We start from the raw sequence: 24,816 nt of genomic DNA, 5'->3' as shown, positions 1-24,816 counted from the left end.
TCATGGCCGTTCAATAAGGTCTTGCGATGGATACTGGCTATTGGCCTACGGATTATGTGCGTCGTAAAATTTGGCAATGTAGCGGGATAATCCAAAGGTATACGCCAGAGCAAAGGGCCACACCGTGTCCACGCGCATCGTTTGCTGATTTGCCCCCATCGTTGGAGCCTAAATATCCCCGCCGGAGGCAAAAAGTTTTTATTGTCACGGCACCGCATTTTGTCGGTAGGTTGCGGTATTGCATGATTGGCCGCGTTGGCGCGGAATTTATGATTTTGGCATACCCTTGGGCCGCATCAGGCGTTTTTGCGCAGCAATCCGGAAAGGTGCATTGGCTGCGCCGTAACCTGTGTATGTGTTGCGGCGCTGGACGATTTCAAAGAACATCCCGCCCGCATAAGGCTGGGAGTAAAATTGTAAGAAAACCCCCTGCGCATCTTCGTCATACAAAATATTGCCGCGCTTTAATTGCGCCAGAAATTCCGGCGCAAGATCGAAACGCGCGGTCAGATCGGCATAGTAATTATCCGACATCGCCAAAGGCTGAAACCCGCGCTGGGCCATCGCATCGGCAGTGGCGAAAATATCGTCGCTGGCAAATGCGATATGCTGCACCGAGGCACCAAAACTATCTGCCAGAAAATGCCCCGCCATCGTGCGGTGGGTTTCGGCCCCGTTCAACGTGATCCGAAACGCGCCATCGGCGGTTTCAAGCGCTTGGCTGCGCACCAATCCGTCAGGGTCGACAACATCGACCATCGGTGATTTCTGCATGTCAAACAGCGTTGTGTAAAACAACGACCAGCTCAGCATGGCGTCATAGCTCATGGTTTGGGCAAGGTGGTCAATGCGCAGCAATCCGGCATTTTGCGGCGGGGTGACAGCGCCTTTGAACTCCACCGACCACACATCGTTCAGGCCACTGGTTTGATCAAGAAAATGCAGCACACTGCCGCTAAGGCCGCGAATGGCGGGGATGTCGATTTCACCCGGCCCGATGGGTTGGGCAAAAGGTTGCGCGCCCAAGGCTGTGGCGCGGGCAAGCGCAGCGGCGGCATCATCCACATCCAGCCCGATATCGCAGACTGTGGTGCCATGCATCGTATAGGCATTGCTGGCATAGCCGGTGGTTTCGCGGTTCACCACGATGCGGATATCGCCTTGGGTCCATAGGGTGAGCTTTTTGGCAATATGCTGGCCGGCGCGGGCAAAACCCATCGTGGCAAGCAGGGTTTCCAATGTCGTGGCATCATCGCCCTTGGTTGCGAATTCGACAAAGGCGACACCGGCGACACTGGCGCGTGAGGGCATGACGGGCAGGTCCAGCCGTGCGACGGGTTCTTGGCGCTTGACGTCATCCATCAGCGCAATCAGCGCGCGATGCCCGTCTTGCGCGATTGTTTTGGGGCTGCCGCCGCGAAACTGGTCGTTGAAAATTTCAAGCGAGACAGGTCCGGCATATCCGGTCGCCACAACGGCGCGCATGAAATCGGTGACGGCAAGGTCGCCTTCGCCGGGCATGTTGCGGAAATGGCGTGACCAATACAACAGGTCCATGTCGATCTGCGGTGCATCGGCCAGTTGCACAAAGAAAATCTTGTCACCGGGGATGCGGCGGATGGTGTCAGGGTCGATCTTGCGCGCCAAAGTGTGAAAGCTATCAAGGATCAGCCCGACATTGGCGTGATCGGCGCGGCGCACGATTTCCCATGCGTCGCGGTGGTCATTGACGTGACGACCCCATGCCAGCGCCTCGTATCCGACGCGCAAGCCGCGTTTGGCCGCGCGTTCACCCAAAGCGGCAAAATCATCGGCGGCGCGGTCGATGCCGCCAAGGGCTGCGGGGTGGCAGGATGAACAGACCAGCACCAGATCGGTGCCAAGTTCCTGCATCAGATCGAATTTGCGTTCGGCGCGGTCAAAGGCTTTGGCGCGCAAAGGGGCGGGCAAGCCTTCGAAATCGCGAAATGGCTGGAACAGGGTGATTTGCAAGCCCATGGCGCGGATCAGATCGCCGACATCGCGCGGGTTGCCGTCATGGGCGATGAAATCTTGTTCAAAGATTTCGATCCCGTCAAAACCTGCCGCAGCAATTGCCGCCAGCTTTTCAGGCAGGTTTCCTGAAATCGACACAGTCGCGATCGAGGTTTTCATGGCTGATCCTCTTGGATGGCGGCGCGCAGGGCTGTGGTGTCAAGATCAAGGCCGGTAAAGATGCGCCATGCATCAATGCCTTGACCAAAGAACAATTCATAACCTGAAATCACAGTAAGACCTGCGGCGGTGGCGTCTTGTAAAAATTGCGTGTGGACGGGCGTATAGACGGCATCAAACGCCCATTGCGCGCCTGTCATGGCCGATTGCGGCAGCGGCGTGCCGCCGATGCCGACCATGCCCAAAGGGGTGCAATTGATGATACCATCTGCGCCTTGGGCGGCGGCAATCGCATCAGTGGCAGTTTCGATCTGGGTCGCGGTGCCCGCATCGCGCAGCGATTGTGCCAGATCTGCGGCCTTGGCAGCATCCAGATCGACACAGCGAATGGTCGCGGCCTTGAGCCCGAGCAAGCCAAAGGCCACCGCCTTGCCAACGCCGCCGGTGCCGATCAGGCACACGGTTCCGGGGGATTTTTCGCCCATCACGCTGCGATACGCCGCCATAAACCCGCTGTAATCAGTGTTATAGCCTCGTGGCCCTTGGGGCGTGAAAACAACCGTGTTGACCGCCCCGATCGCCGCGACCAACGGATCATCCACCGTAACTTTGGCGGTAACCAGTTCTTTGTAAGGATAGGTCACGTTGATGCCGCGAAATCCGGCAAGGCGTGCCTTTTCAAAGGTCTGGTCGAAGGTCAGGGCCAGGTCTTTGGGGATCAGCCGGTCATAGGTGACATTTCGCCCGACCAATTGCCCCGCCGTGCGATGCAGTTTGGGCGATTTGGAGCGTGAAATATTATCGCCGATCAGGCCCAGTTTGATCACATCTGGTACGGGCGCGGTCATGATGTTGCCTTTCCAAGCAAGCGGGTTTTTGCGGCGCGCCAGATCGGGGTCTGGCTGACAAAGATCAAGATCACGGCCACAAACAGCGTCAGGGACAATGGGCTGGTCAGGATGCCTTCGAAAAAGCGGCCAAGGTCTTCGCGTTCGGAAATGATCGCGCGGCGCCAGTTATCATCCAGCATCCGCGAAAGGATGATGCCCAAAATCACCGGCCCCAGCGGATAGCCGTAATGGCGCATGAAATAGCCAAAGATCCCAAAGCCCAGCATCCAATAGACATCGGTGATCGCATTATTGACCGCATAGGCCCCGACAATCGACAACAGCAAGATCAGGGGAATGATGATAGAGCGCGGCATCTCGACGATCTTGGTAAAGATCTTGATACCGGTCAGGCCAAAGATCAGCATGAACACATTGGCCGTCAACAAAGCGCCGACGATAAACCAGAACATATCGGGCTGATCGATCATCAGCATCGGGCCGGGGTTCAGGCCGTGAATAAACAAAGCCCCGATCATGATCGCGGTCACCGCATCGCCGGGAATGCCCAAGGTCATCATCGGGATGAACGCCCCGCCGACGGCGGCGTTATTGGCGGTTTCGGGGGCGACCAGCCCTTCCATTGCACCTTGGCCAAAGGGGATTTCGGGGTTCTTGGTAACGCGTTTGGCATGGTCATAGGCCATCAAGGCCGCGATATCCCCGCCCGTTCCGGGCAAAGCGCCGATGATCACACCGATTGACGAGGTTTGCAGCGATAACGGCAGATAGGTTTTGATCGTGCTAAATGATGGAATGATCTTGTCGATCTTTTGGCGCACGGCGCGTTTGTCGACATTATGCAATTGTTGCAGCGCCTCGGACACGCCGAACATGCCGATCATGACGGCGATAAAGGAAATGCCGCCTTCCATCAGGCGCAGATCAAAGGTGAAACGTTCCGCGAAGGTCAATGGGTCGCGGCCCACCGCGCCAATGGCAATGCCAAACGCGCCTGCAAAGATGCCTTTGACCAGCGATCCGCTGGATAAAGAGCCGACCAGCAAAATGCCCAAGATCGCCAGCAGCATATAATCACGCGGCTGAAAGCTGAGTGCAAAGGCCGACACGAAAGGGGCGGCAAGTGCCAGCACCACAATGCCGATCAACCCGCCAAAGAACGACATCACGGTGGTGACGCCAATGGCTTGGCCGGCTTGGCCTTTTTGCGCCATCGGATAGCCATCCATCGCGGTGGCAATCGCAGACGGAGAACCGGGGATATTCAGCAAGATTGCCGTGCGCGACCCGCCATAGACCCCGCCCATATAAATCCCCACCATCAGCGAAATCGCCGGATAGACATCCCATGAAAAGGTGAACGAGATCAGGATCGACACCGCCATTGTCACCGATAAACCCGGGATCGCGCCGATATAAATGCCTGCAAATGTCCCAAGAGCGACCAACAGCAACAACTGTGGCTGGGTAAAGACGGTCAGGATCGCCAAAACGGTGTCCATTACGATGCGCCCCCCGCGAAAAGGTTACGGAAAAACTGGATGAATTCGGCCTCGGGCAGGATGCCTGCGGGTAACAGCACGGTAAAGACGACGCGGAACACCACCCAGATGATCACCAAGGATAAAAACGCGATGGAAATGGTGTAGACCCAGCCTTTGCGTGATAAAAGCTTGATCGCGCAGATCAAAAACAGCGCGGCTGTCAGCACAAAGCCCAAAGGTTTCAACAACAGCCCAAACACGATCAACAGCCCGATAAAGGCGATGACCATGACAGGCAGGATGTCTTTGGCCAGCGTTTCACCCGCGATTCTGCCAAGGCGGGCGGTGCGCAAGGTGACGATCAAGGCGGTGATTGTCATGACCAATGTTGTGGCCATCGGGACCGAGCCTGCACCCGACAAGGCCCGAAACCCCGATATCCCGTAAGCGTTATAAAGCAGGAATACGCTGGCAAGGGTCAGGAAAATGGCAAAACCCAATTCACCTGGTCTGCGTTGTAGTGGATGATTGGTTTGCTGCACATGGGCTGTGCTGCTGTTGTGATCTGTCGTGCCTGTGACATCAGGTTGCATCATCTGTCCCCCCCTTTTCCATCTGAAAAGATTGCGCGCCTGTCTTGGAACGCAAAGCGCCGCCCAGCCTGTATCGGCGCGGGCGGCGCCAAGATCCGGCGGGCATGATACCCGCCATCCGACACTGTCGGACCTTAGTTGCTTGGACGGGCGATGCCAAACGCGGTTGGCGATGCTTGGGTCAGACCGGCATCATCAAGCAACCATGCGGTGCCTTGCTGCCATTTGGTCAAGAAAGCATCGGCTTCGGCACCGCTGATGTTCATCATGGTAAAGCCGCGGCTGTCCATCAAGGCAACAAAATCAGGATGTTCGGCAGCGGTGGCATAAGCCGCCGTCAATTTTGCGATCACATCATCAGGTGTGCCATTTTTCGCAAACACGCCAAAGAACGGACCCCATGGCAGATAGGTCGCATAGGCCGCATTGGCGTCTGTTGCGATCTGCACATCGGGCAGTGTTGCATTGGTCTGGGTGTCGAAAATCAGGATCGGCTTGATGCTGCCAGCGCGGATCGCCTCGACTGCGGCGCCAAGCACGGCGGGCATCACGTCAATTGCGCCGCCTTGCAACGCGGTCAGGGCAGGGCCGTCGCCATCATAAGGCACGGCGATGACGTCCAGATCGCCTTCGACGGCGTTCATCATCGCGGTGATCACCGATGGCAGACCGCCAGGACCTGTGGCACCCAGCTTTAATTCACCAGGGTTTGCGGCGATATAGGCCAACATGCCGGCGTAATCATCAAATGGGGCGTCATTATTGGCCACCAGCATCGCCGTGCCGCGCGCCAGCAGGTTGATCGGTGTGAAGGCGGAATAATCTTCTTCGCCAAGGCCCATCACCTTATAAATCATCGGGTTTTCGGCGCCCATCAACAGGGTATAGCCATCAGCATCGGCATCAACGACATAGTTCAGCGCAATCGCGCCGACAGCGCCGGTCATGTTTTGCATGACCACGGTGCCACCAAGGGCGGCTTCGGCATGTGGGGTCACGGAGCGCATCACCGTATCGGTCGACCCGCCAGCACCCCATTGGATGATGCCTTGAATTTCCTTGCTTGGGTAATCCTGCGCGGTGGCAATGGTCGCGCTTAGTCCCAGCGCCATGACTGCGCCCATCAGTTTAAAAGACATCTGTATCCTCCCTAGGTGTTTTTTAGCCAACGATTCGCTCCTCGCATCGTCGGTCACGCCCTGTTGTATGTACCTTGGGGTTAATTTGTCAAAGAAAATGTACCGGTGGGTTAAATTCATGCTATCAGTCAGCGAATCGAAGCGTCAATAAGGGAGGGTAAGTGCATGGATGTAGGCGGAAAACCCGCGCCCAAGACGCGCAAGACATCTTGGAAGAAAGACCCCGCTGCGGTCAAAGAAGACATCTTAGAGGTCGCGACAATCGCCTTTGCTGCGCATGGCTTGTCGGGGGCGAATATCAATGAGATCGCGGCGAAAACCGAGACCTCAAAGCGGATGATTTATTATTACTTCGGCGATAAAGAGGGGCTTTATTGTCAGGTTCTAGAACGTGTCTATGCGTCGTTGCGCAGCAGCGAAGACAAGCTGAATGTCGCAGGGCTGGACCCTGTCGCGGCGCTGCGGCGGTTGGTACATGCGACGTTTGATGCCCATTCCAATGCGCCGCATTTCATCCGGCTGGTGATGATCGAAAACATCCACAACGCCGATTACCTGCGCAAATCCGAAATCGTGCCGCAATTAAACCGGTCGATCATTGTCAAACTGGAAGAAGTCTGCGCGCGCGGCAAAGCGGCGGGGCAGTTTCGCGAAGGCGCAAATGCGTTGCAGTTGCATTGGTTGATCAGCGCGTTCAGCTTTTACAACGTGTCCAATAAGGCGACGTTTTCAGCATCTTTTGGCGGCGCACTTTTTGGCAGGCCCGCGCAAGAGCAGCTGAAGGCGCAGGTCGCGGATATGGTTTTGGCGGCGGTGGTGATTGGCTATGATCCTGTTGCATGGGGCGCGGACCAAAGTGACTAGGCAGTATGATCTTGTCGTGATCGGGTCTGGGGCTGCGGGGCTAAGTGCGGCGGTGACAGCCGCGCATGCAGGTCTGACGGTGATGGTCGTGGAAAAAGCCCCCGTGATCGGCGGCACGACCGCTTGGTCGGGGGGGTGGATTTGGGCGCCGTGCAATCCTTTGGCCATTGCTGACGGGATTGTCGAAGATAAAGACGCGCCGAAACAATACCTTAGTCATGTTCTGGGCAATCATTTTGATGAAAGCAAGGTGGATGCGTTTTTGACATATGCGCCACAGATGGTCGGCTTTTTTGCGACCAAGACGGCGCTGGCATTTCAAAGCGGCAGCGCCATTCCTGATACGTATAGCGATGTGGTTGGTGCAGGGCAGGGCGGGCGGTCGGTGATTGCGGCCCCTTATGACGGGCGCGCCTTGGGCGATCAGATCGCGCGCTTGCGCCTGCCTTTGCCTGCGACGACATTCATGGGCATGACGATCCAAGCGGGCGCTGATTTGCGCGCCTTCATGGCGATGACAAAATCGGCTTCGGCGTTTGTTTATGTCGCGCGGCGTTTCGGGCGGCATCTGTGGGATTTGGTCCGGCATCAGCGCGGGATGCAGCTGCGCAATGGCAATGCGCTGATCGCGCGGTTGATGCGCTCGGCGCTTGATGCGCAGGTCGAGATCGTTACATCGGCCAATGTCACCGCGTTGCAGCGCGATGGCCAAAGGGTTGTGGGTGTCACCTTGCAGACAGCGGATGGGACCGCCGTTTTGGGCGCGCGTTGCGGTGTGATCTTGGCCACGGGCGGGGCATCGCATGATGTGGCACGGTTTGCGGATGGTCCAGCCCAAGCGCCACGATCATTGGCGACCACGTTCAGCGATGGCGCGGGCGCGCGACTGGCCGAAGCTGCGGGCGCGGACTTTGACAGATCGGCGGCGGCCCCATTTGCCTATTGTCCGGTGTCGGAAATCCCCCATCGCGATGGCACGACCAGTCTGTTTCCCCATATCATCGAACGCGGCAAGCCCGGAATTATCGGGGTTTTGAAAAATGGCAAACGGTTTTGCAACGAAGGCAATGGATACCACGATTACGTCACAGCCTTGCTTGCGGCGACACCACAGGGCGATGTTGCGGAATCTTGGCTGATTGCGACCCGCGATTTTCAACGCAAATACGGGTTCGGTTATGCACGGCCTAATCCTCTGCCGCTTGGGCCGCATCTGCGGTCTGGCTATGTCAAACAAGCGCGCAGCATACGCGCCTTGGCGCAGGTTTGCGGCATTGATCCCGAGGGGCTGGAACGCAGCTTGCGCGATTATAACGCCGCTGCACTGCGCGGCGACGACCCTGCCTTTGGTCGTGGCAGCAGCGCCTATAACCGGCTGCAAGGTGACGCAAATATCACGCCCAACCCGTGTGTTGCGCCGATCATGCGCGGGCCTTTTTTGGCGATCAGGGTCGTGCCGGGGAGTTTTGGCAGCTTTGCGGGGATCAAGACCAATGCCCATGCCCAAGCCCTATGCAAAGATGGTCGCGTGATTGACGGGCTTTATGCCGTTGGTGCCGATATGAAGAGCGTGTTTGGCGGGTATTATCCTGCGGGCGGGATCAACATTGGCCCTGCCATGACATTTGGGTATGTCGCGGCGAAACATGCAGCGGGGCAGATATGACGCGCGCGTTATCCTTGGCGCATCTGACGCTGTTGGAATTGCCACCGCCGGAGTTCATTAGCGTTGCGGCACAGGCGGGGTTTGACGCGGTCGGGCTGCGTTTGATTGCGGTGACGGAGACAACTGCTGGCTATGCGTTGATGGATGATCCACAGATGCTGCGCGACACATTGCGCGCCCTCAAACAAACCGGACTGCGGGTCAATGACATTGAATTTGTCCGGCTGACCCCAGCGTTTGATCCCCAAAAGCTGATTGGTTTTCTGCAAACAGGGGCGGAATTGGGCGCGAAATATATCGTCACCGCACCTTATGACCCTGATCTGGGGCGATTGGCGGATAATCTGGCGGGCTTTGCCGATCTGGCGGCTGGTTTCGGGCTAAAACCGGTGCTTGAGTTCTTTCCTTGGACCAATGTGCCGGATTTTCAAACCGCGTTGCAGATTGTGCAGGCCAGCGGGGCCAGCAATATCGGCGTGCTGGTGGATACGCTGCATTTTGATCGCTCGGGCAGTTTGTTGTCGGATCTGGCGGCGACGGATCCGGCGTTGCTGCCGTTTATTCATTTGTGCGATGCGCCGGTGCATCCGCCCTATACGCAAGAGGCGCTGTTGCACACCGCGCGCGGGGCGCGTTTGATCGCGGGCCAAGGTGCGATCGCGCTGCGCGATATTCTGGCGCAATTGCCCCAAGATATCGCCATCGCGGTCGAAGTGCCGCTGGAACACAGGGCCGGATTATCCGCGCAAGCGGTGGCGCAGGCTATTTTCGATCACACGCAAGCCTATTTGCGCACCTGACACCGCCGCTTGGCCCTGTTGCACAAATCAGGTGACAAGCGCCCCCCCCCTTTCCCCGGAGGGACAAAGGAACACGCCGTGAGAAGTAGAAATAGCCGCGACGAACGAAGGTGAAGGGAGGTGAATTGGTCAGCAATTTAGTCTACCCATTTGGCAGCCCGCATAGAAACGAGACAGGAATTACCAAGGTTTATCAACGAGATGCTGACCATGAGACTCGTCTCGATGTGGTCATTCTGGCGGAGGAGGTGGGATTCGAACCCACGGTAGACTTTCACCTACGTCGGTTTTCAAGACCGGTGCATTCAACCACTCTGCCACTCCTCCGACCTGGCCCTGTTAGCGACTGCGCAACGATTCGAAAAGCGCGATCCGTGGGGGTGAAAAAATTGTGTCGTCCGGCCTAGACACTTTCATTGTCCGCCGCAGGCCGCTATCCTTCGGCAAAATCGTGCGGGGGTTGTGTCGCGGGGCCGGGGGCTGGTCCGCACCGCGCAACCCATCCGCACAGAATACCGCATCGGGGCTGATATCTGCTCGCAAGAGGTGGATAAGAGAGGGCTGAACATGACAGGCAAACCTGACGGATACGGGCGTGGGTCACGGCTGTCTTGCGCGCTGTGCTGTGCCTTGCTGCTCGCTGCTTGCGCGCCGGAGCGGGCGGGCAGCGCAAGCGACGGGGCGCTGGCAACCGCCGCAGCGCCCGGCGTTCTGCGCACCGAACAGGATGTCGAACGGCCAGATATCTTCGAGGTGACGGACACTGGCCTGTGGGATGGCCGGCCATCGTTGGGCGGGATCTGGGTGGCGCATCCCGATGTGCGTGATCCTGAACGTGTGGTGATCCGCAATGCCACGAACGGACAATCCACGGTCGGTGCATTATTTCGGCGCGAACGCGCAAATCCCGGTCCGGTGCTGCAATTATCCTCTGACGCGGCCGAAGAACTTGGCGTTCTCGCAGGCGCGCCGACCGATCTGAACGTCGTCGTGTTACGCCGCGAAGAGATCGTTATCGCACCCGCGGATCTGCCCGCTGATCCCGCTGCCGAAACCGCCGCCGATACCACCGTGGCACCCACCGCTGATATGACCACTGACGCCGCTGTCGCACCGGTCACTGTCGCTGCCTTGCCACCGGCGGGCGCGACAGCCCTGCCTGCACGCCCTCTGGCGCAGATCGGCGTGTTCAGCGTGCGCGCCAATGCCGATGCCGCCGCCGCCACATTGACAACCGCGGGTTTCGGGGTGAGCGTGACCGAGCAGCAGGCCGGTGGCCGCAGCGTCTGGCGCGTCGTGGCGGGGTCGGTTGCGGATCAACAGGCGCTGGCGCGGGTCAGGGCGCTCGGCTTCGTGGATGCCTTCGTGCTGGCAGACGAATGACAAAAGGATAGCCGATGAAATACACAGCACGTGGCCTGATTGCCGGTCTGATCATGATCTGCGCCACCGCGGCGCAGGCGCAGGCGCTGGAAACCAGCGCACGCGCCGCTTATGTCTATGACCAGACCACCGGCACGGTCCTGCTGGCCAAGGATGCCGATCTACCGCTGCCGCCGGCCTCTATGTCGAAGCTGATGACGATCTACATGGCCTTCGAGGCGATCGCCGATGGCCGGCTGTCGATAGACGATGTCCTGCCAGTGTCTGCCCATGCCGCCAGTTTTGGCGGCTCGTCGATGTTTCTGGACACCACCGACCGTGTGCGCGTCGAAGATTTGCTGCGCGGTGTGATCGTTCTGTCCGGCAATGACGCCAGCGTGGTTCTGGCCGAGGCTTTGTCGCCCGATGGCACCGAGGCGGGATTTGGCCGTATGATGACCGACCGCGCCCGCCAACTGGGCATGACGCAGTCGTTTTTTGTCAACGCCAGCGGTTGGCCTGCGGCCGAGCACCGGATGTCGGTCAAGGATCTGGGCATCCTGTCCAGCCGCCTGATCAGCGATTTCCCGACCTTCTATCCGCTGTTTTCGGAAACCGAATTCGCCTTTGACAACCGCGTGCCGTCCAATTCGCAAAACCGCAACCCGATCCTGGCGATGGGGATCGGGGCGGACGGGCTCAAGACCGGCCATACCCAAGAGGCGGGCTATGGGCTGGTGGGGTCTGCCATGCAAGGCAACCGCCGTGTGATCTTTGTGGTCACCGGGCTGCAGACGGCCCGCGACAGGGCCGAGGAATCCGAACGCATCGTCAATTGGGCGTTTCGCCAGTTTGCCGAACGCGATCTCGCTGTGGCCGGAACCCAGATCGCCAGTGCCGATGTCTGGATGGGGGCTGCGCCAAGCGTGGGGCTGACCGTGGCCGAAGACCTGCGCCTGCTGGTGCCGGTCCTGCATGACGGCGCGCTTGACGCGCAGGTGATCTTTGACGGCCCGTTGCAAGCGCCGGTGAGCGCGGGCCAACAGGTGGGCGAGCTGATTATCACGCTTGACGGTCTGCCGGAAAAGCGTGTGCCGCTGGTCACGCAGGCCGATGTGCCCTTGGGCGGGTTCGGCATAAGGATGCGCACCGCAGCACAGGTATTGTGGGCCAAATACGGCCTGACCTCGGGCGCAGAGCCTGACGGCGCATGACCAGACCAAGGTTCATCACCTTCGAAGGCATCGACGGATCGGGCAAATCGACACAGGCGCGCCGCTTGGCGCAATGGCTGGGCGATCAGGGCCATGACGTGATCCTCACCCGCGAACCGGGCGGCAGCCAAGGCGCCGAGGAAATTCGCCAGCTTTTGCTGACTGGCGATACTGACCGCTGGTCGGCGGAAACCGAAATCCTTCTGTTCACCGCCGCGCGCCGTGACCATCTGGAAAAAACGATCCTGCCTGCGCTTGCCGCCGGAAAAACTGTGGTGTCCGACCGTTTCGCCGACAGCACCCGCGTCTATCAAGGGGCCACCCGTGGCGATCTGCGCGCCAAGGTTGACGCACTTCATGCGCTGATGATCGGGCGTGAACCCGATCTGACCTTTGTCATCGACATGGACCCCGCCACCGCCCTTGAGCGCGGCCTTGCCCGCCGGTCGGGCGAAGACCGGTTCGAGGATTTCGGCCTGCCGTTTCAGGAAACCCTGCGCCACGGTTTTCTGGCGCTCGCGCGCGCCGAAGCGCAACGCTGCGTGCTGATTGACGGCAACCGCACGCCAGACCAGATCGCCAGCGATGTGGCGGCGCATCTATGAGCGATGACACCATCCCAGAACCGGACCGGCTGGACGGCGCGCCGCATCCGCGTGAAACGCCCGTGCTTTACGGCCAACACGCCGCCGAAGCCGCGTTTCTGGACGCCTTCACCGCAGGCCGTATGCATTCAGGCTGGCTGATCACCGGCCCGCGCGGCGTGGGCAAGGCGACGCTGGCCTGGAAAATCGCGACCTTCCTGCTGGCCGATGCGCCGCCCGACATGCTGGGCGAGGTCACGCTGAATGTGTCCCCCGATCACCCTGATGCGCGTCTGGTGCAATCGGGCGCGCATCCGCGCCTTGCACTGATCCGCCGCCCTTGGGACGAAAAGACAGCCAAGCTGCGCGGCGAAATCACCGTGGATGCGGTGCGCAATCTCAAGCATTTCTTCCAGATGTCAGCCACCGATGGCGGGCGGCGTGTCGTGATCGTCGATGCCGCGGATGAAATGAACCGCAACGCCGCCAATGCCATCCTCAAGGAATTGGAAGAACCGCCCGCAGGTGCTGTGATCCTTTTGGTGGCGCATCAACCGTCACGGCTGTTGCCCACGATCCGGTCGCGCTGCCGCGAATTGCGCTGTGGCCCGCTGTCGCCCGAGGATCTGGCCCGCGCGCTGGCCCAAGCTGGGCATCGCAGCGACAATGCAGCGGGCCTTGCCGCCCTTGCCGGCGGGTCGGTCGGGGATGCGATCCGGCTGTTGGGCAGTGGCGGCCTTGCGCTCTACGCCGATCTGGTCCGGCTGTTCGGCGCGCTGCCACGGATCGACCGGCAGGCCGCGCTGGCCTTGGCCGAAGCCTGCAGCGGGCGCGGGGCCGAGGCGCGGTTCGGACTGACGCTTGACCTGATCGATTTGTTTGTGGCGCGTGTGGCGCGTGCCGGCCTGCTGGGCGCACCCGACACCCAAGGGGCTGCGGGCGAGGCTTTGTTGCTTGCAAAACTTGCCCCCGACCCGCGCGCCGCACAGGCGTGGGCGCAATTGCAGCAGGACCTGTCCGAAAGGTCGCGCCACGGGCGCGCGGTGAACCTTGACCCTGCCGCGCTGATCCTTGATATGATCTTCAAGATTGAAGAGACGGCGCAAGGCGTCGCCGCAGCCTGAAAGCCGCGCCATGACCCAAAGCCCGATCGCCGCCACCCCAATTACCGACAGCCACTGCCACCTTGATTTCCCCGATTTCGAGGGTGAACGCGACGCAGTGATCGCGCGCGCGCTGGCCGCAGGGGTGACGCGGATGGTGACGATCTGCACAAAGCTGCACAATGAACCGGCTGTGCGGGCTATCGCGGAAAAATATCCCTCGGTTTTCTATGCCGCCGGTGTGCATCCGATGTCGGCAGCAGACCATCCGCCGGTGACGGTGGATGACCTTGTCGCGCTGGCACAGCACCCAAAATTCGTAGGCATCGGGGAAACCGGCCTTGATTACCATTACACCGCCGACAGCAAGGCGATCCAGCAATCCAGCCTGCGCATCCATATCGCGGCGGCGCGTGAAACCGGCCTGCCGTTGATCATCCATGCCCGCGACGCCGATGACGACATGGCGCGGATCTTGGCCGAGGAATACCGCAACGGCGCGTACACTTGCGTGATGCATTGCTTTTCCAGCTCTGCGGCATTGGGCAAGGCGGCGCTTGATCTGGGGTTCTACCTGTCGATGTCGGGTATTGCGGCCTTTCCCAAAAGCCAGCAATTGCGCGACATCTTTGCCAATGTGCCGCTAGAGCGGGTGCTGCTGGAAACCGACAGCCCCTATCTGGCCCCGCCACCGCACCGCGGGCGGCGCAACGAGCCGGCCTATACCGCCCATACCGCGGCTGTGGGGGCGGCGCTTTTCGGTCTCGACTATGCCGCTTTCGCCGCCGCGACCAATGCCAATTTCGACCGGCTTTTCTGGAAAGCAGCAGCATGAGCGACACAATCAGCTTTACCATCCTTGGCTGCGGGTCGTCCGGCGGGGTGCCACGGCTGGGCAATGATTGGGGTGATTGCGATCCCACCGATCCGCGCAACGCACGGCGGCGCTGTTCACTGTTGATCACGCGGCAGGGCAAGGATGGCACGACCCGCGTGCTGATCGACACGTCGCCCGACATGCGCAGCCAGTTGCTGGATGCAGGCGTCAGCACGGTTGATGCTGTCGTTTACACCCATGCCCATGCCGATCATGTCCACGGGATCGACGATCTGCGGATGATCGTGTTCCAGACGCGGCAAAGGCTGCCGGTCTGGGCTGATGGCGATACCTGTGATGCCTTGCTGGCGCGGTTCGGCTATGCCTTTGTGCAGCCCGCAGGATCGGATTATCCGCCGATCTGCGATTTGAACCTGATCGACGGCGATGTGACCATCGAGGGCGCAGGCGGGCCGGTAACCTTGACACCTTTCAAAGTGGCGCATGGCAATATTGACGCGCTGGGGTTCCGGATTGGCGCTGTGGCCTATCTGCCTGACGTCTCTGACATCCCCGATGCTGTCTGGCCTGCGCTTGCCGGGCTGGATTGCTGGATCGTCGATGCCTTGCGCCGCAAACCGCACCCCAGCCATGCGCATCTGGAAAAGACGCTGGGCTGGATCACCAAGGTCGCGCCGCGTCAGGCCGTTCTGACCAATATGCATGTCGATCTGGACTACGCCACCATTGCCGCCGAAACCCCCGCTCATGTTCTGCCCGCCTATGACGGGCTGACGCTGACTTTCCCCTGCTTCCGAGCCTGAATATCCCCGCCGGAGGCATAGAAGTTTTCCAAGGAATCCGCCAATGGCCGCGCTGATCGACGTCATCCTGCCCGTTTTCTTCGTGATCGGCTTTGGCTATCTGGCGGTCTGGAAAGGCTATTTCAGCGATGCCGGCGTGGACGGGCTGATGAAATTCACCCAGAATTTCGCCATTCCCTGCCTGCTGTTCCGCGCCATCTCGACGTTGGATCTGCAACAGAATTTTGATTTGTTGCTGCTGGGCAGTTTCTATGCCGGGGCTTTCACGGGGTTTCTGGCCGGGCTTTTGGGCGCGCGGTATATTTTCGGGCGTGATTGGGAAGATAGCGTCGCCATCGGGTTTTGCTGTCTGTTCTCGAACTCTTTGCTGCTGGGGCTGCCGATCACCGAACGCGCCTACGGCGCCACGGCATTGGAATCCAATTATGCGATTATCGCGATCCATTCGCCGTTTTGCTATGGTATCGGTATCACCGCGATGGAAATCGCACGCAATCGGGGTGCGGCGCTGACCGCCTTGCCGGCCAAGGTGCTGCGGGCGATGTTTCAGAATGCGCTGATCATCGGGATCGCCTTGGGGTTCGTCGTCAACCTGTCGGGGGTTCCTGCGCCGGCGGTGCTGACGGATGCGCTCGACCTGATTGCGCGCGCGGCTTTGCCTGCCGCCTTGTTCGGGCTGGGTGGGGTGCTGTATCGCTACCGCCCTGAAGGCGACATGCGCACGATCATCTATGTTGTCGCGGTGTCGTTGGTGGTGCATCCGGCGGTGGTTTGGGCGCTTGCGCAAGCGGGTGGCCTGGGCATTGCCGGCACGCGATCCGCCATGCTGACAGCGGCAATGGCGCCCGGGGTGAATGCCTATATCTTTGCCAATATGTATGGCCGCGCGCGCCGGGTCGCAGCATCCTCAGTCTTGTTGGCGACGGGGCTGTCGATACTGACGGTCTGGGGCTGGCTTGCGGTGTTGCCTTAGCTGGAACGGCCCATGCGGGCCGTCCGCCTCTGGCGGGAGTATTTTGAACAAAGCGACGATGCGGTGGTCAGTTGGGCGACAGGCCGCGCAGCCGTTCGGACCGGCGGCGCAGCATTTCCACCGTGGCCAAGAGCACGATCGAGATAGCCACAAGCACCGTCGCCGCCGCAAGGATCGTCGGGCTGATCTGTTCGCGCAGGCCGGTAAACATCTGCCAAGGCAGGGTTTTCTGGGCGGCGGCACCGACGAACAGGACCACGACCACCTCGTCAAAAGATGTGATAAAGGCAAACAGCCCGCCTGACACCACACCGGGCAGGATCAGCGGCATCTGCACCTTGAAAAACGTCTGTGTCGGTGTGGCCCCCATATTGGCGGCCGCGCGCGTCAGTGAATGGTCAAACCCTACCAGCGTCGCCGTGACCGTGATGATCACGAAGGGAATACCAAGGGCCGCATGGGCCAGGATCACCTTGACATAGCCGGTGAACGACCGCGAGAACCCCAGCGTGTTTTCCATCCACAGCCCCATCTGGCTGTAGAAGAAGAACATGCCGGTGGCCGAAATGATCAATGGCACGATCATCGGCGAAATCAGGATCGCCATGATCGCGCGCCGGTAGGGCACATGCGATTGCGACAGCCCGATCGCGGCCAGCGTGCCCAGACTGACCGACAGGACGGTCGCAAAGGGCGCGATGATCAGCGAATTCTGCAGCGGTCTGATCCAGTCAGGATTGGTAAAGAAGTCGCGGTAATGGCGCAGCGAATAGCCTGCGGGGTCCAGCGCCAACATTTCCGGCGTGAAGGTGAAAAAGCTTTCGGCATTGAACGACAGCGGGATGATGATGATGATCGGGGCGATCAGAAAGAACAGGATCAACCCGACAATGACGCGGAAGGTGTAATGCCAGATCTTCTGGCCCGTGGTGGCGTAGATGGGCAGCGACGTCATGGCGTTATCCTCCGAGTTTCACGTTGTCGATGCCGACGATCCGGTCATAGGCCCAGTAGAGCGCCAGCACGACGGCCAGCAGGATTGTCCCCAGCGCGGCCGCCAACCCCCAGTTCAGCGAGCTGGAAATGTGATAGGCGATGCGGTTCGAGATAAAGATCCCCGATGTACCACCCACGATTTCGGGTGTGATGTAATAGCCGATCGACAGGATGAACACGAGGATCGACCCCGCCCCGATCCCAGGCACCGATTGCGGGAAATAGACCCGCCAGAACGCGGTCCAATTGGTCGCGCCCAAGGATTTTGCTGCGCGCAGATAGCTCGGCGGGATGGTTTTCATCACCGAATACAGCGGCAGGATCATGAAGGGCAGCAGGATATGCGTCATCGCAATGATCGTGCCGGTGGCATTGTTGATCATCGTCAATCGGCTTTCATCGCCCACCAAGCCGACCCAGACCAGCAGGTCGTTGATCACGCCTTGCTGTTGCAGCAGCACCTTCCACGCCGATGTCCGCACCAGAAGCGATGTCCAGAATGGCAGCAGCACGAGGATCAGCATCAGATTGGCCTGCCGTGATGGCAGGTTCGCCAGCATCCAGGCGACAGGATAGCCCAGCAGAATGCACGACACCATGATCGTCAGCGACATGATCAGCGTGCGAATGAACAATTTCACATAGATCTGCTGGTTCTCGGGGGCAATTTCGATGCCATCGGGGGTCTGTTTGAGGTCGACCGAATTCAAGAAATAGCTGCTGGTATAGGCCGGGCTGTAGGTCTGGATCGTCTGCCATGTCGCTGTGCTGCCCCAGCCAGCGTCGCTGTCGACAAAGGCGGCCCGCATATCGGGGGCGACAAAGCCAGCCACCGCAGCGCCTGCGGCACCCAGTAACCCATCGGGCGCGCCCGCGATCTGCGGTGCGGGGTTGGCGATCAGATCCTGGTACAGCGCGATATAGACGACGTTCCAGGGTTGTTCTTCGGTGGGGCTGTCGGTGTTGATCACCTGTGTCACACGGGCGAAATCGGCATAGATATCGGCGGTGCGGGGCAGGGCGTCGCGCGCGGCGTCAGAGATAATGAAGGCGGGTTCTGTTTGCGCTGTTGCGCTGTCAGCAATCCAGTCTGGGTCGGCCATCAGCGCGACCCATGTCGCAGGATCTTGCCATGCCGGATCAAGGGCTGTGAACTGGGCGGTCAGCTCTTCGCCCATATCCTCGACATCGCGGCCAGACCGGCGGAATTGCGACGAGATCCCCGCGGTTTCGTAATTCAGCCGTGAGCCAAGGCGGGTGTGAATGCGTTCTTCGACGGCAACCATCATATCGGCGGCAAAGGCGCGGAACACGTCTTCGTCCGGCACGGGGTCGGTCGCGGCGTCCCAATCGGCAAGGGCCTCGACGGTGCGCGGGATGGTGTCGCCGACAATCTGGTTTTCCACCGACCGGAACAACATCTGTCCGATGGGGACGACAAAGGTGATCAGGATGAACAGCAACAGCGGCGTGATCAGCAACAGCGCGCGCAGTTTCTGGCGGCGCAAGGCACGGTTCAAGCTTGATTTGAGCGTGCGGCCATCGGCGGCCATCATCTGTTCTGCCATGGGACGGGACCTTTGGTTGGGGGCGTAAGGCGGGGTTAACCCCGCCCTACCTTTCAGCACGACCGCTGCGGCCGCGCCTTTGTGTCAGGCGTAGGGCGGGGATATCCCCGCCCTGCAATCAGTGATTTACTGGGCCAGCCAGGCCTGGAAACGTGCATCCAGGTCGTCGCGGTAATCCGCCCACCACATGTAATTTTGCACGAAGGCATTGGATGAGTTTGCCGGATCGGTTGGCATATGTGGTGCCATTTCGATGCCCAAAGTTGCATGGGTGGATACCAGCGGTGCCGATGATGCACGTGCTGGGCCATAAGAGATGAACTTGGACTGATCCGCCAGACGCTGTGTGTCTGTCGCGAAGAAGACGAAATCCAGCACGCGGGCCAGACGATCCTCGGGCAGGCCGGTGGGGATGATCCAGCCGTCAAGGTCATAGACCTGTGCATCCCAGAGCATTGCCAATGGCTGGTCCTGTTCCACGATCGCCGAGAAGAAGCGGCCATTGTAGGACGAGCCCATCACGGCTTCGCCATCGGCCAGCGACTGGATGCTTTCGGCGGCAGATGTCCACCAGATCGTGCTGTCCTTGATCGTGTCCAGCTTGGCAAAGGCGCGGTCCTGACCTTCTGTCGTTTCCAGCGTGTCATAAACATCTACGAAAGGCACGCCATCACAGATCAGCGCCCATTCAAGGTTATCAAGCGGCACACGCTGCAGGGTCCGGGTGCCGGGGAAGGTTTCCAGATCGAACAAGGCGCAGATATCGCCGGGTGTTGCGCCGTTCCAGGCGGTCACATCGGTGCGATACGCGTTGGTTGTGGAATAGGCGATCTGCGGAATAAAACAATCCGACACGATCAGGTCGCCGAAATCCTCGGACGCTGATGTGCCATCAGGGGCAGCGGCCAGAAGGGCGTCATGGTCGATTTCCATCGCCAGACCTTCGTCGCACAGGCGGATCGCATCGGCGGCCACCACATCGACAAGGTCCCAAGTCAGGTTGCCGGCTTCGTCCATCGCGCGCAGCTTTGCCACGGCCTCGGGCGAGCTTTCGTCCCAAGACGCGCGGACGTCAGGGTTGGCCGCCAGATAGGGTTGCAGATAGGCAGAATCCTGGCTCGCCTGATAGGCGCCGCCCCAGCTGACGATTGTCATGTCATTGGCCATATGGCCGCCAGCAAAGGCGGAGGTTCCGGCCAGCGTCAGCGCTGTCGTTGCCATCATTGCTTTGGTCAGTTTCATTATTTTTCTCCCGTTGTCACGCCCGGTTCGTCTTGTCATGAGGGTCACCCACCGGGCGGCGGTGACCCTGCAAAAGCCGTCACGCGTCGAGCGCGCGGCAATCCTGTGCCAACCAGCCGATGTCGATCTTGGTGCCGGGTGTCAGCCGGACCTGATCGGGGGCGTTGCGGGTCTTGATGACGAAATCATCCATCCCCGCGACACGCAGACGGGTGCGGAAAATATCACCCATATAGATGAATTCCAGCACTTCGGCCTTGAGCGTATGCGCGCCGGGTTGCAGGCGGGTCTTGTCGATCTCGACCCGTTCGGGGCGGATCGAAACTTTGGTGCGGTCGCCGACGGCGCCAACATTGACCGGCATCGCGTCGATCACATCGCCGCTGTCCAGCCGCACGGTGCAGCTTTTGTCAGATATATCCTGCACCACACCGGTCAACGTGTTGTTTTCGCCGATGAATTGCGCCACGAAACTGTTTTGCGGACGCTCGTACAGATCGTCGGGCGTGGCCAGTTGCTGGATGCGGCCATCGTTGAACACCGCGACGCGGTCCGACATTGTCAGCGCCTCGGTCTGGTCATGGGTCACATAGACCACGGTAATGCCCAGTTGATGCGCCAGATTGGTGATCTCGAATTGCAGGGTTTCGCGCAATTGCTTGTCCAGCGCGCCCAAGGGTTCATCCATCAGCACCAGTTCGGGTTCAAACACCAGCGCCCGTGCGAGTGCCACCCGCTGCTGCTGTCCGCCGGACATCTGTGCCGGACGGCGGGCGGCGAAATCGCCCATCTGCACCATGTCCAGCGCGCGTTTGACCTTAGCCTCGCGTTCGGATTTGCCCATCTTGCGGACTTCGAGCGGAAACGACAGGTTTTCCCCCACCGTCATATGCGGAAACAACGCGTAATTCTGGAACACCATGCCGATCCCGCGCTTGTGTGGGGGGATGTTGTTGACCGAGACACCGTCGAGCCGGATATCGCCATGCGTTGCGGTTTCGAACCCGGCCAGCATCATCAGGCAGGTCGTCTTGCCCGATCCCGACGGGCCAAGCAGGGTCAGAAATTCGCCCTTGGGTATCGCCAGATTAAGATCTTTGACGACCAGTGTTTCACCGTCGTAACTTTTTTGCACGCGTTCGAACGCGACGAAAGCTTCGTCGTTCTTGACTTGTTGCAATCCCAAACCTCCCCGGTTTTGGTTATTTATTTTCCATGACTAAAGCGCCGCAAGCCCCGAGATGCAACGCGAAAGGGCACCTTTTTCAGACAAAACCGACATGTTGCGCAAACAGACCCTAAAAGCGCAATCATTGTGCGTGCTGATGTCGCTTGCGGCAATTTGTGGAAAGTGGGTTGAAGGTTTGTCCGGCACATGCCGGACAGCCCGCATGCCCTATTGGGGTCGTCTGCCTGTGGCCGTCGGTTTCAGCGCTGCCTGCGTCTGCGACGCAGTTGCGGCCTCCGGCGGGGATATTTGGGCTTGGAGGATGATAAGGGTGAACGGGGCGGGGCGCGCGCCAGTCTTGGGCGAAGCGTGAAGCGGCATTGCCATTATGTCGTCAATGCGGTGGTCCTGCCCTCGGGGTGGCGCGGGTGATGTGGCGTCATTGCCCTTGCGCCGCAACGGGCGTTGGCGCAAAGCTGCGGTGAGTTTTTCGAGGGAGGCTTCCATGATCATCACCCGCACTTTGTTCGCTGGCCTTGTGGCCTTTGCCATCGGGACCGCCGCGAGCGCGCAGGAAGTGACGCTGCGCTTGCACCAATTCCTGCCCGCGCAGGCCAATGTGCCTGCCAATATCCTTGATGTCTGGGCCGACAGGGTCGAGGCCGACAGCAACGGGCGTATCAAGATCGACCGGTTTCCGTCGATGCAGTTGGGTGGCACACCGCCGCAGCTGATTGATCAGGTGATCGACGGCGTGGCCGATATTGTCTGGACGCTGCCGGGCTATACGCCGGGCCGGTTCCCGCAGCTTGAAGTGTTCGAGCTGCCCTTTATCTCGCCGGATGCCGAGGTCACATCGCGGGCCTTTTGGGACCTGGCCGAAGCGCGAATGATGGACAGCGATTTCGCTGCGTTCAAGCCCTTGGGCCTGTGGGTGCATGGCCCTGGGATCATCCACGCCAACCGCCCCGTCGCCGCGATCACGGACCTCGAAGGGCTGAAACTGCGCGGACCCACCCGGGTGATCACCAACCTGCTGACCGATCTGGGTGCCACCGCTGTCGGCATGCCCGTGCCTGCCGTGCCAGAGGCTTTGTCGCGCGGCGTGATTGATGGTGCCGTTATTCCGTGGGAGGTTGCCCCTTCGATCCGCGTGCAGGAACTGGTCACCAACCATACCGAATTCGACGGTGCCGCGCTTTATGCTGCAACCTTTATTCTGGCGATGAATACAAACAGTTACAACGCCTTGCCGGATGATCTGAAAGCTGTGATCGACGCCAATTCGGGCCTGGAGTTTTCCGCCTTTGCCGGACGCACCCAGCAGGCCGGTGACGCGGATGCTCGCGCACTGGCGGTTGCTGCCGGCAATAGCATCATCACCCTGACGCCCGATCAGACCGCCCCCTGGCGCGAGGCCGCCGCCGCCACCACCGCCGCCTGGATTGCCGAAGCTGACGCCGCAGGCATCGACGGCACCGGGCTTTATGCTGCCGCTACCGCCTTGATTGCCAAGCACGCGGGCAAGGACTAGACAGCGGGGGCGTTTATCCCCGAGGTTGCCTTTTGTTGCATCTGCTAATCACGCGTTTGGCCCAAGGTACGGCATTGCTGGGCGGCTCCGTCTTGATCGGGCTGGTCTGTCTTGTCTGTGCCAGCATCGCGGGGCGCGAATTGGGCGCGCTGGCGATCATGGCGGGTTTTGGCGATCTGGTGCGCGGGGCGGGTCTTGGCCCTGTGACGGGCGATTACGAACTGGTCGAGGCGGGCATGGCCTTTGCCGTGTTCAGCTTTTTGCCGTTGACGCAGCTGACGCAGTCGCATGCGCGGGTCGATATCTTTACCGCCGGGCTGGGCGCGCGCATCAATGCAGCGTTGTCTGCCTTTTGGTCGGTGGTGATGGCGCTGGTGATCGTGCTGATCACATGGCGGCTGTTCGCAGGGATGCAGGATAAATTGCGCTATGGCGAAACCACCTTTATGTTGCAGTTTCCGGTCTGGTGGGGCTATGCGGCCTGCCTTGCCGCCGCCTGCGTCGCCTGTATCGTCAGCCTCTATTGTGCGGCCCTGCGGCTGAGCGGAAAGCGCGCGGGATGAGCGATCTTGCCCTCGGGTTTTTGTCGTTTCCTGTCCTGCTGGGGCTTATCTTTCTGCGCGCGCCGATTGGCCTTGCCATGCTCATTTGCGGGATCGGCGGGCTGTGGCTGGCCACTGACGGGACAACCGTCTTCATGGCGCGGCTAAAGTCCGAGACCTATTCCACCTTTTCCAGCTATAGCCTGTCGATCATTCCGCTGTTTTTGCTGATGGGGCAATTCGCCACCCATTCGGGCATGTCGCAGGCCTTGTTTCGCGCAGCAGGTGCCTTTCTGGGGCATCGCAAAGGCGGGATGGCCATGGCCGCTGTCGGGGCCTGCGCGGGGTTCGGGGCGATCTGCGGCTCATCGCTTGCGACAGCCGCGACGATGAGCAAGGTCGCGCTGCCTGAATTGCGCCGGTCGGGCTATGCGGGCGGCTTTGCCACGGCGACACTGGCGGCGGGTGGCACGCTCGGCATCCTGATCCCGCCTTCGGTGATCTTGGTGATCTATGCGATCCTGACCGAACAAAACATCGCCAAGCTTTTCGCCGCAGCCATCATCCCCGGCCTGCTGGCGGCCTTGGGCTATATGCTGACCATTGCCATCTATGTGCGGCTCTACCCCGATCAGGCCGGCACACAAGACCGCCTGCCGATGCGCGACCGCTTGCAGGCCCTGCTGCCGGTCTGGCCGGTGCTCTTGGTCTTTGGGCTGGTGGTCGGCGGCATCTATAGCGGCTGGTTCACGCCCACCGAAGGGGCTGCGGTGGGCGCGGCAGGCACGGGGGTGATCGCGCTGGCGGCGGGCAAGCTTGGCTGGGGGGCTTTACGCGACAGCCTGATGCAAACCGCAACCGGCACGGGGATGATCTTTTTCATCGTGCTCGGGGCGGCCTTTTACAACGGTTTTCTCGCGCTGACGCAGGTGCCGCAAGAACTCTCAACCTGGGTCGCGGGGCAGGGGTTCAGCCCGATGATGATCATCGTGCTTATTTTGGTCTTCTATCTGATTCTCGGCTGTTTGATGGACAGCTTGTCGATGATCCTGCTGACGGTGCCGATCTTCTGGCCGGTGATCTCCACCCTCGATTTCGGGATGACGCCGGACGAGCTTGCAATCTGGTTCGGCATCCTCGTGCTGATCGTGGTCGAGGTTGGGCTGATCACGCCACCCGTGGGGATGAATCTTTTCATCATCAACAGCATGGACCGCGAAACCAAGATCACTGCGACCTACCGTGCCGTCGTGTTTTTCGTCGCCTCCGACATCATCCGCGTGGTGATCCTGCTCATGTTCCCGATCATCACGCTGATCCTGATCTGATCATCGTTGG

The 24,816-nt window shown here is 60.1% G+C and carries 22 protein-coding genes and 1 tRNA gene; 13 read left to right on the top strand and 10 right to left on the bottom strand.

The genetic code is table 11. The features are described from left to right. Window positions 1–267: 267 nt before the first annotated feature. From SKA53_RS06415 to SKA53_RS06395, 5 genes are all read right to left on the bottom strand, one after another. The gene (locus SKA53_RS06415) at window positions 268–2,154 is read right to left on the bottom strand and encodes a bifunctional sugar phosphate isomerase/epimerase/4-hydroxyphenylpyruvate dioxygenase family protein (protein WP_007205278.1); all 1,887 of its coding nucleotides are present in this window, start codon (window positions 2,152–2,154) and stop codon (window positions 268–270) included. Next, a complete protein-coding gene (locus tag SKA53_RS06410) occupies window positions 2,151–3,002 on the bottom strand; it encodes a shikimate dehydrogenase family protein (RefSeq protein WP_007205277.1) in 852 nt (283 codons plus the stop codon). Before SKA53_RS06410 ends, SKA53_RS06415 begins: the two co-directional genes overlap by 4 nt. Further along, the gene (locus SKA53_RS06405; RefSeq protein WP_007205276.1) at window positions 2,999–4,507 is read right to left on the bottom strand and encodes a tripartite tricarboxylate transporter permease; all 1,509 of its coding nucleotides are present in this window, start codon (window positions 4,505–4,507) and stop codon (window positions 2,999–3,001) included. The genes SKA53_RS06410 and SKA53_RS06405 overlap by 4 nt, the downstream gene beginning before the upstream one ends. Then, window positions 4,507–5,085: a tripartite tricarboxylate transporter TctB family protein gene (locus SKA53_RS06400; RefSeq protein WP_007205275.1), complete on the bottom strand. Its 579-nt coding sequence runs from the start codon at window positions 5,083–5,085 to the stop codon at window positions 4,507–4,509. Before SKA53_RS06400 ends, SKA53_RS06405 begins: the two co-directional genes overlap by 1 nt. A 131-nt stretch (window positions 5,086–5,216) precedes the next feature. Next, the gene (locus SKA53_RS06395; RefSeq protein WP_007205273.1) at window positions 5,217–6,221 is read right to left on the bottom strand and encodes a Bug family tripartite tricarboxylate transporter substrate binding protein; all 1,005 of its coding nucleotides are present in this window, start codon (window positions 6,219–6,221) and stop codon (window positions 5,217–5,219) included. 165 nt (window positions 6,222–6,386) lie between these two features. Here SKA53_RS06395 and SKA53_RS06390 point away from each other — a divergent pair, with 165 nt between their 5' ends. From SKA53_RS06390 to SKA53_RS06380, 3 genes are read left to right on the top strand one after another with little or no spacing between them, the layout of a single operon-like run. Beyond that, on the top strand, window positions 6,387–7,085 hold the full coding sequence (locus SKA53_RS06390; protein WP_007205272.1) for a TetR/AcrR family transcriptional regulator: 699 nt from the start codon (window positions 6,387–6,389) through the stop codon (window positions 7,083–7,085). Then, window positions 7,078–8,751: an FAD-dependent oxidoreductase gene (locus SKA53_RS06385; RefSeq protein WP_040483175.1), complete on the top strand. Its 1,674-nt coding sequence runs from the start codon at window positions 7,078–7,080 to the stop codon at window positions 8,749–8,751. The genes SKA53_RS06390 and SKA53_RS06385 overlap by 8 nt, the downstream gene beginning before the upstream one ends. Further along, window positions 8,748–9,551 (top strand): sugar phosphate isomerase/epimerase family protein, encoded by an 804-nt coding sequence (locus SKA53_RS06380; RefSeq protein ID WP_007205270.1) that lies wholly within the window; start codon window positions 8,748–8,750, stop codon window positions 9,549–9,551. The genes SKA53_RS06385 and SKA53_RS06380 overlap by 4 nt, the downstream gene beginning before the upstream one ends. Window positions 9,552–9,788: 237 nt before the next feature. Here SKA53_RS06380 and SKA53_RS06375 read toward each other — a convergent pair. After that, window positions 9,789–9,878 (bottom strand) — tRNA-Ser (locus tag SKA53_RS06375). A 240-nt stretch (window positions 9,879–10,118) separates the two neighbouring features. On the opposite strand from SKA53_RS06375, the gene SKA53_RS06370 reads away from it, so the two are divergent. The 7 genes from SKA53_RS06370 to SKA53_RS06340 are packed head-to-tail and all read left to right on the top strand — an operon-like array spanning window position 10,119 to window position 16,428. Beyond that, complete coding sequence (locus tag SKA53_RS06370) at window positions 10,119–10,934, top strand: SPOR domain-containing protein (RefSeq protein ID WP_040483174.1); 816 nt, start codon at window positions 10,119–10,121, stop codon at window positions 10,932–10,934. Between the two features lie 14 nt (window positions 10,935–10,948). Further along, entirely contained in the window at window positions 10,949–12,127 is a 1,179-nt protein-coding gene (locus SKA53_RS06365; RefSeq protein ID WP_007205268.1) for a D-alanyl-D-alanine carboxypeptidase family protein, read from the top strand. Then, window positions 12,124–12,732: a dTMP kinase gene (gene tmk, locus SKA53_RS06360; RefSeq protein ID WP_007205267.1), complete on the top strand. Its 609-nt coding sequence runs from the start codon at window positions 12,124–12,126 to the stop codon at window positions 12,730–12,732. The genes SKA53_RS06365 and tmk overlap by 4 nt, the downstream gene beginning before the upstream one ends. Then, entirely contained in the window at window positions 12,729–13,835 is a 1,107-nt protein-coding gene (locus SKA53_RS06355; protein ID WP_007205266.1) for a DNA polymerase III subunit delta', read from the top strand. Before tmk ends, SKA53_RS06355 begins: the two co-directional genes overlap by 4 nt. Window positions 13,836–13,845: 10 nt before the next feature. Beyond that, window positions 13,846–14,649 carry a TatD family hydrolase gene (locus SKA53_RS06350; protein WP_007205265.1) on the top strand — a complete coding sequence of 268 codons (804 nt, stop codon included), beginning with the start codon at window positions 13,846–13,848 and terminating at the stop codon, window positions 14,647–14,649. Next, a complete protein-coding gene (locus SKA53_RS06345; protein WP_007205264.1) occupies window positions 14,646–15,455 on the top strand; it encodes an MBL fold metallo-hydrolase in 810 nt (269 codons plus the stop codon). Before SKA53_RS06350 ends, SKA53_RS06345 begins: the two co-directional genes overlap by 4 nt. A 43-nt stretch (window positions 15,456–15,498) precedes the next feature. Then, window positions 15,499–16,428, top strand: a complete 930-nt coding sequence (locus SKA53_RS06340; RefSeq protein WP_007205263.1) for an AEC family transporter — start codon at window positions 15,499–15,501, stop codon at window positions 16,426–16,428. A 67-nt stretch (window positions 16,429–16,495) separates the two neighbouring features. Here SKA53_RS06340 and SKA53_RS06335 read toward each other — a convergent pair whose 3' ends face one another. The 4 genes from SKA53_RS06335 to SKA53_RS06320 all read right to left on the bottom strand — a co-directional run bounded on the left by SKA53_RS06335 (window position 16,496) and on the right by SKA53_RS06320 (window position 21,414). Beyond that, the gene (locus SKA53_RS06335; protein ID WP_007205262.1) at window positions 16,496–17,383 is read right to left on the bottom strand and encodes an ABC transporter permease; all 888 of its coding nucleotides are present in this window, start codon (window positions 17,381–17,383) and stop codon (window positions 16,496–16,498) included. A gap of 4 nt (window positions 17,384–17,387) precedes the next feature. Then, window positions 17,388–18,992 (bottom strand): ABC transporter permease, encoded by a 1,605-nt coding sequence (locus tag SKA53_RS06330; RefSeq protein ID WP_007205261.1) that lies wholly within the window; start codon window positions 18,990–18,992, stop codon window positions 17,388–17,390. Window positions 18,993–19,118: 126 nt separating this feature from the next. Beyond that, a complete protein-coding gene (locus tag SKA53_RS06325) occupies window positions 19,119–20,234 on the bottom strand; it encodes an extracellular solute-binding protein (RefSeq protein ID WP_007205260.1) in 1,116 nt (371 codons plus the stop codon). Window positions 20,235–20,313: 79 nt separating this feature from the next. Further along, window positions 20,314–21,414, bottom strand: coding sequence for an ABC transporter ATP-binding protein (locus tag SKA53_RS06320; RefSeq protein WP_007205259.1), 1,101 nt, complete (start codon window positions 21,412–21,414; stop codon window positions 20,314–20,316). Window positions 21,415–21,907: 493 nt separating this feature from the next. On the opposite strand from SKA53_RS06320, the gene SKA53_RS06310 reads away from it, so the two are divergent. The 3 genes from SKA53_RS06310 to SKA53_RS06300 are packed head-to-tail and all read left to right on the top strand — an operon-like array spanning window position 21,908 to window position 24,806. Next, window positions 21,908–22,936, top strand: a complete 1,029-nt coding sequence (locus SKA53_RS06310) for a TRAP transporter substrate-binding protein (protein WP_007205257.1) — start codon at window positions 21,908–21,910, stop codon at window positions 22,934–22,936. A gap of 32 nt (window positions 22,937–22,968) precedes the next feature. Next, window positions 22,969–23,499 carry a TRAP transporter small permease gene (locus SKA53_RS06305; RefSeq protein WP_007205256.1) on the top strand — a complete coding sequence of 177 codons (531 nt, stop codon included), beginning with the start codon at window positions 22,969–22,971 and terminating at the stop codon, window positions 23,497–23,499. Continuing rightward, window positions 23,496–24,806 (top strand): TRAP transporter large permease, encoded by a 1,311-nt coding sequence (locus SKA53_RS06300; RefSeq protein WP_007205255.1) that lies wholly within the window; start codon window positions 23,496–23,498, stop codon window positions 24,804–24,806. Before SKA53_RS06305 ends, SKA53_RS06300 begins: the two co-directional genes overlap by 4 nt. The last annotated feature ends 10 nt before the right edge of the window (window positions 24,807–24,816 follow it).

The sequence above is a fragment of the Yoonia vestfoldensis SKA53 genome, from assembly GCF_000152785.1.
Classification (GTDB): Bacteria; Pseudomonadota; Alphaproteobacteria; order Rhodobacterales; family Rhodobacteraceae; genus Yoonia; species Yoonia vestfoldensis_A.
The sequence above is the reverse complement of the archived record's forward strand: the minus strand, read 5'-3'. Positions and strand labels throughout refer to the sequence as shown.

What these genes read in the sequence shown, in the direction of transcription:
- SKA53_RS06415 (WP_007205278.1), bottom strand. Translation starts at nt 2,154, where the DNA reads ATGAAAACCTCGATCGCGACTGTGTCGATTTCAGGAAACCTGCCTGAA.
- SKA53_RS06410 (WP_007205277.1), bottom strand. Translation starts at nt 3,002, where the DNA reads ATGACCGCGCCCGTACCAGATGTGATCAAACTGGGCCTGATCGGCGAT.
- SKA53_RS06405 (WP_007205276.1), bottom strand. Translation starts at nt 4,507, where the DNA reads ATGGACACCGTTTTGGCGATCCTGACCGTCTTTACCCAGCCACAGTTG.
- SKA53_RS06400 (WP_007205275.1), bottom strand. Translation starts at nt 5,085, where the DNA reads ATGATGCAACCTGATGTCACAGGCACGACAGATCACAACAGCAGCACA.
- SKA53_RS06395 (WP_007205273.1), bottom strand. Translation starts at nt 6,221, where the DNA reads ATGTCTTTTAAACTGATGGGCGCAGTCATGGCGCTGGGACTAAGCGCG.
- SKA53_RS06390 (WP_007205272.1), top strand. Translation starts at nt 6,387, where the DNA reads ATGGATGTAGGCGGAAAACCCGCGCCCAAGACGCGCAAGACATCTTGG.
- SKA53_RS06380 (WP_007205270.1), top strand. Translation starts at nt 8,748, where the DNA reads ATGACGCGCGCGTTATCCTTGGCGCATCTGACGCTGTTGGAATTGCCA.
- SKA53_RS06370 (WP_040483174.1), top strand. Translation starts at nt 10,119, where the DNA reads ATGACAGGCAAACCTGACGGATACGGGCGTGGGTCACGGCTGTCTTGC.
- SKA53_RS06365 (WP_007205268.1), top strand. Translation starts at nt 10,949, where the DNA reads ATGAAATACACAGCACGTGGCCTGATTGCCGGTCTGATCATGATCTGC.
- tmk (WP_007205267.1), top strand. Translation starts at nt 12,124, where the DNA reads ATGACCAGACCAAGGTTCATCACCTTCGAAGGCATCGACGGATCGGGC.
- SKA53_RS06355 (WP_007205266.1), top strand. Translation starts at nt 12,729, where the DNA reads ATGAGCGATGACACCATCCCAGAACCGGACCGGCTGGACGGCGCGCCG.
- SKA53_RS06350 (WP_007205265.1), top strand. Translation starts at nt 13,846, where the DNA reads ATGACCCAAAGCCCGATCGCCGCCACCCCAATTACCGACAGCCACTGC.
- SKA53_RS06345 (WP_007205264.1), top strand. Translation starts at nt 14,646, where the DNA reads ATGAGCGACACAATCAGCTTTACCATCCTTGGCTGCGGGTCGTCCGGC.
- SKA53_RS06340 (WP_007205263.1), top strand. Translation starts at nt 15,499, where the DNA reads ATGGCCGCGCTGATCGACGTCATCCTGCCCGTTTTCTTCGTGATCGGC.
- SKA53_RS06335 (WP_007205262.1), bottom strand. Translation starts at nt 17,383, where the DNA reads ATGACGTCGCTGCCCATCTACGCCACCACGGGCCAGAAGATCTGGCAT.
- SKA53_RS06330 (WP_007205261.1), bottom strand. Translation starts at nt 18,992, where the DNA reads ATGGCAGAACAGATGATGGCCGCCGATGGCCGCACGCTCAAATCAAGC.
- SKA53_RS06325 (WP_007205260.1), bottom strand. Translation starts at nt 20,234, where the DNA reads ATGAAACTGACCAAAGCAATGATGGCAACGACAGCGCTGACGCTGGCC.
- SKA53_RS06310 (WP_007205257.1), top strand. Translation starts at nt 21,908, where the DNA reads ATGATCATCACCCGCACTTTGTTCGCTGGCCTTGTGGCCTTTGCCATC.
- SKA53_RS06300 (WP_007205255.1), top strand. Translation starts at nt 23,496, where the DNA reads ATGAGCGATCTTGCCCTCGGGTTTTTGTCGTTTCCTGTCCTGCTGGGG.